Origin of the sequence: Mesorhizobium sp. M7A.F.Ca.AU.001.01.1.1 (assembly GCF_004022735.1) — a bacterium.
Classification (GTDB): domain Bacteria; phylum Pseudomonadota; class Alphaproteobacteria; order Rhizobiales; family Rhizobiaceae; genus Mesorhizobium; species Mesorhizobium ciceri.
In genome coordinates, this window is the sequence record NZ_RZPF01000126.1 from 1 (window position 1) to 11,361 (window position 11,361).

The window sequence follows — 11,361 nt, forward strand, 5'->3', positions numbered from 1 at the left end:
GGTGCTGATGTTCAATTCCGGCGGCATGGGGGCCCGCCCGACGTTGGACGGGCTGTCCGCCACCGCCTTTCCGTCCGGTGTCCATACCATGCCGATCGAGGCGACCGAGCACACCGGGCCGATCGTCATCTGGCGCAAGGAACTGCGTCCCGATTCCGGGGGCGACGGGGAATTTCGCGGCGGCCTCGGCCAGATCCTCGAAATCGCGGCCACTGAAGGCCACGAGTTCGATTTTTCCGCCATGTTCGACCGGGTCAACCATCCGGCCAAGGGACGCGATGGCGGCAAGGACGGGATAGCCGGCATCGTCAGGCTCGACGATGGCACGCTGATGCGCCCCAAGGGCTGGCAGCACGTTCCGGCAGGGCGTCGTCTGGTGCTGGAACTTCCTGGCGGTGGCGGCTATGGCGATCCCTCCAGGCGCAGTACGGAGGCGCGGGCACAGGACGTGTCCAGGGGCTATATTTCGGAGAAAAGCCGATGAGCTACATTTCCTCGCGCCTGTCCGTGGTCAAGCCGTCGGCTTCGATGGCCGCCTCGCAGGCGGCCAAGGCGCTACGGGTCAAAGGCGTCGACGTCATCGACCTTGGCCTTGGCGAACCTGATTTTCCGACGCCTGCCCACATCATCGAAGCGGCCTATGCAGCCGCCAAAGCGGGCCAGACCCTCTACACCGCCGCAGCCGGCTCGCCGGAAGTGCGCGAGGCCGTGGCCGGGAAGTTCAGGCGCGAGAACGGACTGGACTACACGGCCGACGACATCGTCGTGGCCAACGGCGCCAAGCAGATCATCTTCAACGCGCTGATGGCGACGCTGGAACCCGGCGACGAGGCCATCCTGCCCGCGCCCTATTTCGTCTCCTATCCTGAGATGGTGAAGCTGCTAGGCGGCACGCCCGTCACGGTCGAATGCAGGGAAAGCGGCGGCTTCAGGCTGACGCCCGAACTCTTGGAAAAGGCGATCGGGCCGAGAACCAAGTGGCTGTTCCTGAACATGCCCGGCAATCCATCCGGAGCGGTCTACTCGGCCGACGATCTCAAGGCGCTTGGCGCTGTCCTTGCCAGGCATCCGCAGGTGCTCATCCTGTCGGACGAGATCTATGAGCACATCATCTTCGATAACCGCGAATTCGTATCCTTCGGCAAGGCCTGCCCTGACCTCAAGGACCGAAGCCTCATCGTCAACGGCGTGGCCAAGGCCTATGCGATGACCGGCTGGCGTGTCGGTTATGCAGCCGGCCCGGCACCACTCGTCAAGGCGATGTCGATCATCCAGAGCCAGTCGGTCACTTCGGTCTGCTCGATTGCCCAGGCGGCGACGGTCGCCGCACTGAATGGCCCGCAGGACGAGGTGGCTCGTTTCCGCGATGCATTCGAGGCGCGCAGGAACCTGGTCGTCGATGGCATAAGGCGCATCAACGGCCTGACGCTGCCGCCGCCGGAAGGAGCTTTCTATGCCTATATCGGTTGCGCCAGCCTGATCGGCCGCAGGACCCCAAAAGGCGTCATGCTGGAGGACGATACGGCGGTGGCGACCTATCTTCTGAACGAAGGCCGCGTGGCCTCGGTGCCGGGCACTGCCTACGGACTTTCACCTTATTTTCGTATCTCCACCGCCACCAGCGAGGAGGTGCTTGCCGAGGCGATCGCGCGGATCAACGCCGCCGTCGCGCAAGTGGAGTAGACCATGCCGCATTACGAACGCATCCTGATCACCGGCGCCGCCGGCCGGCTTGGCTCGGAACTGCGAAAGGGGCTGGTGCCGCTGGCAAAAACGATCCGCCTGGCGGGTCGCGAACCGTTCGGCGATCTTGCTCCTCACGAGGAAGAAGCGGTCTTCGATCTCGCCGACATGGAGGCTACACTTGCGGCCACCAAGGACTGCGACGCGATCGTGCATTTCGGCGGTGCGCCGCTTGAATGCGAATGGCAAACGATCCTGGATTCCAGCATTCGCGGATCCTACCACATCTACGAAGGCGCCCGGAAACACGGCGTGAAGCGGGTTATCTATGCTTCCTCGGTGCATGCCATCGGCTATCATGAAGTCGAAGCCCATATCGGCGTCGATGCGCCGGTGCGCCCCGACAGCCTCTACGGCGTGTCGAAGAATTTCGTCGAAAGCCTGAGCCGGCTCTACTGGGACAAGTTCGGCATTGAGACGGCTTGCCTGCGTATCTTCTCGTCCTTTCCCGAACCGGCCGACCGACGCATGCTGTGGTCGTATCTTTCCTTCGCCGACTGCGTTCGTCTGGTCGAAGCAGCACTGACGGCGCCGCGCGTCGGGCACACAATCTCGTTCGGCATATCCGACAACAAGCTGAAAATGGTCGACAACAGCGGCGCCAACCATCTGGGGTTCATCCCGCAAGACAGCGCCGAGCCATTCCGCGCAGCGGTCGAGGCGAAGACGCAGATTCCGGATCCCAAGGCGCCATCGGTGAAGTATCTGGGCGGGTGGTTCTGCGAGCTTGGCCATCCGGACGACAAGCGGGCGTAACTATCAAAAAACCAATCCGCTAGATGGCGAAGACGAAACATCCACCAACACCCCTACGGCTCCCTGCAATTCACGGCGACAGCCGAATAATGATCATGAAGCGCTTCCGGGACGTTCAGGCCAGGGCGACACCGGCGATCGTGCAAGACCGTAGGCTCCGGCGATCACCCCCATGCCTCCGGTGTGCTTCTGAGGTTCGGTGCCGTCTGCCATGTAGGCTTCCGCGATCACCTGTTCTGATGCAGGATCGTCTCGGCCGCAATGAAGCCCCAGGTCAGGTTCGGGCCGAGCGTGGTGCCGGCCCCTACGGCGCGCGTGCCGATGGGGTTGGCCATCGCAAGCCCTGCCGCATAAAGGCCGGGAATGATCGAGCCGTCCGGTCTCAACACCTGCGCCCGCTCGTTGGTCCGGGCCCCGCCCTTGGTGCCGAGGATCGAGCGATTGATCGTCATGCCGACGTAGGGCGCCTTGTCGATCGGCTTCAGCCGGTTCTCGGGGCCATGCGCCTTGTATGCCTCCCAACCATTATCGCCGCGGTGGAAGTCCGCATCGTGCCCGTTCTCGCAAAAGCCGTTCCAGCGCGCGATCGTCTCCTCCAGCGCCGCCGCCGGCAACCCGAGCTTGGCGGCAAGGCCAGCGATGGTATCGGCCTTCTTGATCCAGTCGCGCTCGTAGGAGGCATACCAGCGGAAAGGCAGCGAGGTTTTGAGGAAACGATTATCGCCAACGAGATAGCAGGGCAGATGGACGGGCTCGCCATCCGGTCCGCGCGCATCGATCGCCTCGCCGATGTTGAAGGCGTTTTCGCTGACAAAGCGCTTTCCCTCGCGATCGACCACGATCGAATGCGGCTCGGCCTGGAAGGTCATCGGCAAGCCGTGCGACTGTCCCTGGTAGCGCGTCGGCAGGCAGGGATAGACGTTCGCCTGATCCATGCGGTCCAATTGCGCGCCGACGGAAGCCGCAAGCTTCTGGCCGTCGCCCTCATTGCCGCGCGGGCTGCCGATCCGGTCGAAGGCGCCGGGGAAGTGGCGTGCGCGCATCTCGGCGTCCCATTCGAAGCCGCCGGTTGCGATGACGACGCCGCGGCGCGCGACGATCTTCGTGCGCCGGCCCTTGCTCTCCACCTCCGCGCCGGCGATGCGTGAGTCCGGATCCTGAAGCAGGGTGACGGCGCGCGTTCCCGGCTGAAAGGTGACGCCGGCATCGAGGCAGCCCTTGATCAGCCCGGTCATCAGTGCCGTGCCCTGGCCGCCGGAATTCGTCAGCCATCGCCATAGAAGCTTCGGCCAGACCTTGAACCCGGCGCGGATGGGATGGTGATAGAGATCGAGGTCGACGATCTCCTGGTAGGTAAAGCTGTGCGGCAAGGTGGAGCGGCGCAGACTCCGCGCAAACTTGCCGAGGAGACGGCGGCTGAGCGGCCTCGGCGAGAGCATGCGGCCATAGAGTTTCCCGCCCGGCGCTTCGGCAAAGGGATCGGGCTCGTTGATCAAGCGAAAATCGAGCGGCGTGTTGACGGACAGAAAGTGCAGCATGTCCGGCGCGGCCTTGGCGAAAGCGCCCCAGAGCGCATCTTCCTTCTGCTCCCATCCTTCGGGCGCGACCGCACGCAGATAGGCGAGCGCATCCTCGCGGCTGTCGGCGATGCCGGCTTCGGCCGCGACATGGTTGGCGGGTATCCAGACCCCGGCACCGGACATGGCCGAGGTGCCGCCCAACCATTCGCTCTTTTCGATGACGAGCACCCTGAGGCCACCCTTGGCGGCCCGCAGCGCTGCCGAGCAGGCCGCCGATCCCGAACCGATCACCAGAACATCGTACTCGCCCATCGGCATTCCCCTGCCATCATCGACACAGCACTATATAGAGGCACGAAATTTAATCTGTCTACTATTGTGTCGACACTTTTTGCGCTGTACCCTCTCCAAGTCAGCAACGCGCCCGAACGACCTTCGCAGCTCCATTCGACAGGCAGAGCCATGGACGACACCAACCTTCCACCCGCGCCCTCTGGCATCCATGTTTCCGGAACCGAAACGCGCGAAAGCTACTGGCAGCCGGTTCCCGCAAACGGCCATATCGACGTGGCGCTCGCGCCGCACATCGTCGGCATGGAGCACCCCTTCGCGCTGGGCACGCAGTCGGTAGCGCCCGGCGGCTATGTGCGCGAACACACGCATGACCGCAACGAAGAGACGGTCTATGTCATCGAAGGCCATGGCCGCGCCGTCATCGACGGCAAGGAATATCCGCTGGAACCGGACAGCGTGGTGTTCCTGCCGAAGAATGTCCGACACATGTTCATCAACGACGGCGACACGCGCCTGCGCTGGATCTGGTTGATCGTGCCGAACGGGCTCGAGGATTTCTTTCGCCTGATCGGCAAGCCGCGCAAGCCAGGTGACCGTGTGCCGTCCAATTTCCCGCGCCCCGAAAACGTTCTGGAAATCGAGCGCAAGACGGTGTTCGGGGCAGACCTCGCCGACAAGTTCGATCCCCTGAGGCAGAATCCCTGAAGAAGCCTCGGATGGTGACGCTCGGCCTCATCGGCTTCGGCACGATCGCGCGCGAGATCGTCTCAGCTTTCCCAGTGGACTCGGTTTGCTGGGTGGCGCTGATGCGCGAAGGTACCCGCCGCGACTTGCCGGCGAATGTCAGCACTGTCACGCAGCTTGACGCGCTGATCGGTCCGCGCCCCCGGGCGGTGGTGGAGGCGGCAAGCCAGGAGGCGGTGGCCGCTTATGTGCCCGCGCTTCTCGAAGCCGGCATCCCGACCATCATCGCTTCGATCGGTGCATTCGCCGATCCGATCCTTGCCGCGAGGCTGACCGATGCTTCGCGCAATAGCGGCGCGCGCTTGGTCCTGCCGTCAGGCGCGTTGGGCGGTCTCGACTATCTCAGGGCGATAGCCGCACTTCCTGAGGCGCGGGTGCGCTACACCTCGCGCAAGCCGCCGACAGCTTGGGAAGTCGAGCTTGCCACTCTTGGCCTGTCGGCCGAGCACGACGCGGTATCCCTCTTCGAAGGCACGCCGGCGCAAGCGGCAAAGCTCTATCCGAAAAACCTCAACGCCGCCTTCGCCGTGGCGCTCGCTGCAGGTATCGACAAAGTCACAGTGCGCGTGGTTGCCGATCCGAAAGCTGCCGGCACCATGCATGAAATCGAGGTCGAGAGCACCGCCGGCACCGCCTCCTTCCGCCTCGTCAACGCACCCTCGCCCAACAATCCGAAAACCTCGATGCTCACGGCGCTCAGTCTCGTCGCGGCGCTTGGCGAGTTGCTCGACAGGGAGGGCCTCAGCTGATGCCCTTCTTCACCGCCGCCGATGGCTGCCGCATCCACTACGAGACATCAGGCAGCGCCGGCCCACGCCTCATCCTCATCTCCGGGCTCGGCGGTGATGGAAGGTTCTGGACTGGTGTGGTACGCCTGCTCGAGGCCGACCATCGCGTCATCGTCACCGACCATCGCGGCGCCGGTCGCAGCGATCGCCCCGAAAGCCCCTATTCCATTCCCCTGATCGCCAGCGACATTGCCGGCCTGCTGGCGCAGACGGGCGGTCCCGCCCATATTGTCGGGCATTCCACTGGTGGCGCCATCGCGCAGGTGCTGGCGCTCGATCATTCGGAACTTGGCCTGAGCTATACGATCAGCAGTTCCTGGGCGCGAGCCGACAGCCGTTTCCGCACGCTCTTCAGCGCTCGCGCCGAACTGCTGGAGGCCGGCTTGGCCGAGACCTATCAGCGCCTCGGCCATGTGCTCTGCCACGAACCGTCCTACCTCGAAACGCATGCCGGGGAACTCGACGCAGCCGTCGCCGCCGCCCCTGACACCCTGGCGCCGCTGACAGTCAGTGCTGCGCGCGTGCGCATGCTGCTCGACCATGATCGCCTTGCCGATCTGCCGCGCATCGACACCCCGGTTCAAGTGATTGCGGCCACCGGCGATATCCTGACACCGCCAGCCCTTTCGGAGGCGATCGCTGCGGCAATACCGGATGCCCGGTTTGTTTCAGTTCCCGGTGCGCATTTTCACCCCCTCGCCGACCCCGAAGGTCTTGCCGCCATCATTCGCCGTTTCATTGTCGAAGCTCACCTTGATCGCAAAGCATCATGATCGCTGACCTCAGCCCCGCCCTCCTCGACCCGCGCCTCAAGCCTGGCGCCGAGCTCCTCGCCGAAGGACGCGTCATGGCGCGCGACTGGCGCCTCGGCAGCTGCCGCTTCCTGACCGAGACTGGGATGCCGTCCGAAGCCGCATGGAAGCGCAAGGCAGCGGCCGAAAAGCGAGTCATGCAGCACGCCCATATCGGCTTCAGAAGCGTCGACCGCACCGTGGCCGCGATCGGCGAGGTGCATGAGCAATGCCGCAAGGCAGGGGTAACGGTCGACCGTTTCGGCATCACCCTCGACTGGTCGATGGGTTATCCCCAAGCCATGCGTGCAAAGGCCGCGCGCGGCACCGGCATCGTGCTCACCGGCCCCGAGGATTTCGCCCGCATCACCAACGCCGCGCCCGCTGCCGCGCATTTCGGCGACTTCATGCTCGGCCTGCCGGGCGCGGTGGAAAACACCCGCGCCGCCATCGCCGCCGGTGCAACGGCCATCGGCAATCTGGGGCAGTATTTCACCTTCCGGCTGCCCTACTGGGACGATGATGTCGCGACCACCGAAGCGACCGTCACCGCCCTCGGCCTGATTGCCGCGCAGGATGCCGAAATCCTTGTCCATTCCAATCTCGACGACGGCTTCGCCGGGCTGTTCATCGACATGGCCTGCGCGCTCGGCATGGTGCTGGTCGAAAAGCACATCGTCGAGGATCTGATCGGCGCGCGGCTCGGCCATTGCTACGGCCACCACTTCAGCGATCCACTGTCGCGCGCTGCCTTCCATGCCGCGCTGGTGCGGGTCAGCGATACGCCGGGCACCATGATCTTCGGCAACACCGTTTCCTACCAGTCGACCCCGGCAGGCAATTACGCAACCCTGGCGAGTTATCTCCTGGCCGACATACTGGCTGTCGGGCGATGGCCCTCCGGCCATGCGATCAATCCGGTACCGGTAACCGAGAACCAGCGCATTCCCGATGTCGACGAGATCATCGACGCACAAACCTTCGCGCACCGGCTCACGCTGCACGCCCCCTTCTACGACCCCGTCTTCGACTGGGCCAGGGTGGAGGCGATGGCCGATGTGCTGGTCGAAGGCGGGCGTCGCTTTGCCGGTGCCGTCATGAAAGGGCTGGCCGAGCGCGGGGTGGATACCGAAGACCCGGCCGCGCTGATGTTCGCCATCCGCCGCATGGGGCCGAAGCGCATGGAGGCGCTGTTCGGCCCGGGCGCGGACGGCATCCGCGGACGCACGCCGCTGATCCATGCCGAATGGGCGCGCGAGCTCAACCACAAGGCCGTCGCCTGGGTCGCGACGCAAAAGCCGCTGGAAAGCCCTAGACCCCTGACCGTCTGCATCGGCACGACCGACGTGCATGAGCACGGAAAATATCTCGTCGAACAGGCGCTTGAAGGCCTGGGCATCGTCATCGCCGATGCCGGTGTGGCCGTCGACCCGGAAACACTCGTCGCCCGCGCCGCCGAAACCGGGGCCGATGCGATCGCCGTCAGCACTTACAATGGCGTGGCGCTGCGTTATGCACAGGCGGTGAAAGCAGCGATGGCGGCACGCGGACTTGCCTTGCCGGTGCTCATCGGCGGACGATTGAACGAAGTGCCCAAGGAGTCCAATTCGGGCCTGCCGGTCGACGTGACCAAGGATATAGCAGACCTAGGCTGCCTGCCCTGCGCCGACCTCGACGAGATGCTGCGTGCCCTGCGTTCCATCCGGCCCGTTGCCTGAAACGGGCAGGCTTCGTCTTACGCAACGACAGGGGCGTGCCTTACCAGGCGGTCATGCCGCCGTCGACCGTCAGGATCGAGCCGGTGGCGAAAGAGGATTCGTCACTGGCGAGCCACAGGATTGCATTTGCGATTTCAACCGGCTGCGCGACGCGATTCATCGGTGAGCGCGCGTTCAATGCCGCGACAAACCCCTGAGGATCGGGATGGGTTTCCAGCATGGTTTCGAAATAGCTCGACCAGGTCACACCCGGTGCCACGGCGTTGACGCGGATCTTGTCCGCAACATGGTCAAGCGCCATGGCACGCGTCAGCGCCGCGACGCCGCCCTTGGAGGCGACATAGGCCGCCCGATCGGCAAGTCCGACATGGGCCACGTTGGAAGCGGTGTTCACGATCACCCCGCCGCCGCCCGCGGCCATGACGGGAATGACATATTTGGAGCAGAGAAAGACGCCCTTGAGGTTCACGGCCATGAGCGCGTCCCAATCCGCCGCCGCGGTGGTGACAACCGAACCGCGTATGCCGTAACCGGCATTGTTGACCAGAATGTCCACCCGGCCGAAGGCCTCTTGCGCGCGGCGCACCATCGTCGCCACGGAGACTTCGTCCGAGACGTCCGCCTCCCAGGCCAGCGCTCCGGTCCTGCCGGCCACCTCGCCGGCCCGCGCGCCGTCGCGATCGACGACCAGAACGCGCGCGCCCTCCTTCGCAAACAGTTCCGTGACGGCCGCGCCGATACCGGCGCCGGCTCCGGTGACGATGGCCGCCTTGCCCTCCAAACGCATGATCGATCCCCTTTTCACAAACTTGTTTTGCCCTATCTTGCAGAAGCGCTTGCAAAGTGTCGACACTTTTGTATTTAATTTCGGCACGAACTCGGGGATATCGGTGAAAAACACTCCTTCCGTCGAACAACATCTGGAAATCTATCGCCGGATGCTGCTGGTGCGGCATCTCGAAGAGGGCCTTGGGGCGCTTCACAAGGAAGGACGCACGCGCGGTCCGATCCATCGCTGCGATGGCCAGGAAGCCGTCGGCGTCGCCGCGACCGCCGTGCTGGAGGCCGGCGACAAGGTCGCCACCACCCATCGTGGCCACGCGGTCTATATCGGCAAGGGCATGGCCGTGCACCCGGTGGTGGCCGAGATCTTCGGGCGGGCCACCGGTGCCTGCGGCGGGCGCGCCGGCCACATGCTGGTGGCCGATGCCGAAAAGGGCGTGATCGGCGGCAATGCCATTGTCGGCGCGGGCATTCCAGCCGCCACCGGCATGGCGCTGTCGATGCAGATCCTCGGCACCGGCAATGTCGCCATGTGCGTCTTTGGCGACGGCGCCGCGCAAACCGGCATCTGCCACGAAGCCATGAACATGGCGGGGCTGTGGAAATTGCCGGTCGTCTTCGTGCTCGAACACAACCAGTTCGGCCTGACCGTTCCCTCCGAGGTCCAGTCGCCGGTCGAGGACCTGTCGATCCGCGCCGCCGGCTACGCGATGCCGGCCGAGATCGTCGACGGCAATGACGCGGTGGCTGTCTACCGTGCCGTGTCGGCCATGGTCGAGCGCGCCAGGCGCGGCGAAGGCCCAGGCATGGTCGAATGTAAGACCTACCGCGTCGAAGGTTTCTCCACCTCCGACATGGGCGGTTACCAGAAGCCGGAGGATATTGCGGCCTGGAAGGAACGTGACCCGTTGCTCGTCTCGCGCAAGGCGCTTTTGGGCGACGTCGGCGAGGCGAAACTCGCGGCAATCGAGGTGGCGGCCAGAGCTGAGGTCGACGAGGCATTCGCGGCGGCCCTCTCCGACCCGATGCCCGAATTCTCGCTCGACGAAGCCTGCAACCCCTACAGCGAGGCACACTGACATGGCCATGATGCGGTATGCCGAAGCGCTCAATGCGGCACTGCGCGAAGAGATGCAGGCCGACCCCTCCGTCTTCGTCTTCGGCGAGGACATCGGACGCTATGGCGGCGTCTTCAAGGTGACGAAAGGGCTGATGGAGGAATTCGGCGAAACGCGGGTGCGCGACACGCCGATCTCCGAACAGGCGCTGACCGCCATGGCCGTGACCGCCGCGATGACCGGCACGCGGCCGGTGCTGGAAATCATGTATGCGGATTTCGTGCCGCTGACGCTCGATGCGCTGGTCAACCAGGCATCGATCTACAATTACATCTGGAACGGCCAGGTCAAGATGCCGTTCGTGCTGCGTACGCAGGGCGGCGGCGGCGCCGGCGCCGGCGCGCAGCACTCCAAGTCGCTCGATTCCATGCTTGCCCACATACCCGGCATCAAGGTCGTTGCTCCTTCGACGCCCGCCGACGCCAAGGGCATGCTGAAGGCCGCGATCCGCGACGACCAGCCGGTGGTCTTCCTCGAGCACAAGCTGCTCTACAACACCCGCGGCGAGGTGCCGGAAGGCGATGTGACCGTGCCGCTCGGCAAGGCGGCAACCCTGCGCGAAGGCAACGATATCTCGATATTCGCCACCTCCAAGATGGTGGTCGAGGCACTGAAAGCCGCGGATCTTCTCGCAGCCGACGGTGTTTCGGCCGAGATCGTCGATCTCCGGTCGCTGCGCCCGCTGGATGTCAACGCCATCGTCGCCTCGATCGCGAAAACGCACCATGCCGTGGTGGTCAACGAGGGCTGGCGCTTTTGCGGCTACGCCGCCGAGCTTTCGGCAACGATCATGGATCACGCCTTCGACGAGCTGGACGCGCCGGTCGCGCGCGTCACGCTGCCGGACATGCCGATCCCCTATTCCGAGCCGCTGGAAACGGCGATGCTGCCAAGTGCCGAGAAGATCCGCACCGCCGCGCTGAAGACGCTGAAGTGACGGAGGCGGCGGCGATGGCGACCCATCCGATCAGCATCGACAGCGCCGGCGGCGAATACATGGAAGCCGTGCTGGTGATCGCCTGGGCGGTGAAGCCAGGCGATCCGGTCAAGGCCGGCGATCTGGTCGTCACCGTCGAGACGGCCAAGGCCGCGACCGAAATCGAAGC

11 protein-coding genes are annotated in these 11,361 nt (G+C 64.7%); 9 read left to right on the forward strand and 2 right to left on the reverse strand.

Annotated elements, in window-relative coordinates; all coding sequences use genetic code 11:
• The 3 genes from EN884_RS10515 to EN884_RS10525 form a co-directional block, all read left to right on the forward strand.
• Positions 1-484 (forward strand): hydantoinase B/oxoprolinase family protein (locus tag EN884_RS10515; protein WP_164894966.1); only part of this gene is annotated, 484 nt, incomplete at its 5' end.
• Positions 481-1,683 carry a pyridoxal phosphate-dependent aminotransferase gene (locus tag EN884_RS10520; RefSeq protein ID WP_063168730.1) on the forward strand — a complete coding sequence of 401 codons (1,203 nt, stop codon included), beginning with the start codon at positions 481-483 and terminating at the stop codon, positions 1,681-1,683. The genes EN884_RS10515 and EN884_RS10520, both read left to right, overlap by 4 nt.
• 3 nt (positions 1,684-1,686) lie before the next feature.
• On the forward strand, positions 1,687-2,499 hold the full coding sequence (locus tag EN884_RS10525; protein WP_063168731.1) for an NAD(P)-dependent oxidoreductase: 813 nt from the start codon (positions 1,687-1,689) through the stop codon (positions 2,497-2,499).
• Positions 2,500-2,726: 227 nt separating this feature from the next.
• On the opposite strand, the gene EN884_RS10535 is transcribed toward EN884_RS10525, so the two are convergent.
• Positions 2,727-4,331 (reverse strand): FAD-dependent oxidoreductase, encoded by a 1,605-nt coding sequence (locus tag EN884_RS10535; protein ID WP_199489654.1) that lies wholly within the window; start codon positions 4,329-4,331, stop codon positions 2,727-2,729.
• 150 nt (positions 4,332-4,481) lie between these two features.
• Here EN884_RS10535 and EN884_RS10540 point away from each other — a divergent pair, with 150 nt between their 5' ends.
• Genes EN884_RS10540 through EN884_RS10555 form a run of 4 tightly spaced genes read left to right on the forward strand, consistent with a single transcriptional unit; the run spans position 4,482 to position 8,354 of the window.
• The gene (locus EN884_RS10540; RefSeq protein ID WP_063168733.1) at positions 4,482-5,018 is read left to right on the forward strand and encodes a cupin domain-containing protein; all 537 of its coding nucleotides are present in this window, start codon (positions 4,482-4,484) and stop codon (positions 5,016-5,018) included.
• An 11-nt stretch (positions 5,019-5,029) separates the two neighbouring features.
• On the forward strand, positions 5,030-5,806 hold the full coding sequence (locus EN884_RS10545; RefSeq protein WP_128360547.1) for an aspartate dehydrogenase: 777 nt from the start codon (positions 5,030-5,032) through the stop codon (positions 5,804-5,806).
• On the forward strand, positions 5,806-6,618 hold the full coding sequence (locus tag EN884_RS10550; RefSeq protein ID WP_063168735.1) for an alpha/beta hydrolase: 813 nt from the start codon (positions 5,806-5,808) through the stop codon (positions 6,616-6,618). Before EN884_RS10545 ends, EN884_RS10550 begins: the two co-directional genes overlap by 1 nt.
• Entirely contained in the window at positions 6,615-8,354 is a 1,740-nt protein-coding gene (locus EN884_RS10555; protein WP_063168736.1) for a cobalamin-dependent protein, read from the forward strand. The genes EN884_RS10550 and EN884_RS10555 overlap by 4 nt, the downstream gene beginning before the upstream one ends.
• 40 nt (positions 8,355-8,394) lie before the next feature.
• Here EN884_RS10555 and EN884_RS10560 read toward each other — a convergent pair whose 3' ends face one another.
• Positions 8,395-9,141 carry an SDR family oxidoreductase gene (locus EN884_RS10560; RefSeq protein WP_063168737.1) on the reverse strand — a complete coding sequence of 249 codons (747 nt, stop codon included), beginning with the start codon at positions 9,139-9,141 and terminating at the stop codon, positions 8,395-8,397.
• 103 nt (positions 9,142-9,244) lie between these two features.
• Between EN884_RS10560 and EN884_RS10565 the strand changes: the two genes are divergently transcribed.
• Entirely contained in the window at positions 9,245-10,216 is a 972-nt protein-coding gene (locus tag EN884_RS10565) for a thiamine pyrophosphate-dependent dehydrogenase E1 component subunit alpha (RefSeq protein WP_158515799.1), read from the forward strand.
• 1 nt (position 10,217) lies between these two features.
• Positions 10,218-11,192, forward strand: coding sequence for an alpha-ketoacid dehydrogenase subunit beta (locus tag EN884_RS10570; RefSeq protein ID WP_063168739.1), 975 nt, complete (start codon positions 10,218-10,220; stop codon positions 11,190-11,192).
• Positions 11,193-11,361: the final 169 nt, after the last annotated feature.

Bases quoted from the DNA above. Each gene is read 5' to 3' on its own strand.
- EN884_RS10540 (WP_063168733.1), top strand. From the start codon at position 4,482: ATGGACGACACCAACCTTCCACCCGCGCCCTCTGGCATCCATGTTTCC.
- EN884_RS10550 (WP_063168735.1), top strand. From the start codon at position 5,806: ATGCCCTTCTTCACCGCCGCCGATGGCTGCCGCATCCACTACGAGACA.
- EN884_RS10560 (WP_063168737.1), bottom strand. From the start codon at position 9,141: ATGCGTTTGGAGGGCAAGGCGGCCATCGTCACCGGAGCCGGCGCCGGT.
- EN884_RS10520 (WP_063168730.1), top strand. From the start codon at position 481: ATGAGCTACATTTCCTCGCGCCTGTCCGTGGTCAAGCCGTCGGCTTCG.
- EN884_RS10545 (WP_128360547.1), top strand. From the start codon at position 5,030: ATGGTGACGCTCGGCCTCATCGGCTTCGGCACGATCGCGCGCGAGATC.
- EN884_RS10525 (WP_063168731.1), top strand. From the start codon at position 1,687: ATGCCGCATTACGAACGCATCCTGATCACCGGCGCCGCCGGCCGGCTT.
- EN884_RS10555 (WP_063168736.1), top strand. From the start codon at position 6,615: ATGATCGCTGACCTCAGCCCCGCCCTCCTCGACCCGCGCCTCAAGCCT.
- EN884_RS10535 (WP_199489654.1), bottom strand. From the start codon at position 4,331: ATGGGCGAGTACGATGTTCTGGTGATCGGTTCGGGATCGGCGGCCTGC.
- EN884_RS10570 (WP_063168739.1), top strand. From the start codon at position 10,218: ATGGCCATGATGCGGTATGCCGAAGCGCTCAATGCGGCACTGCGCGAA.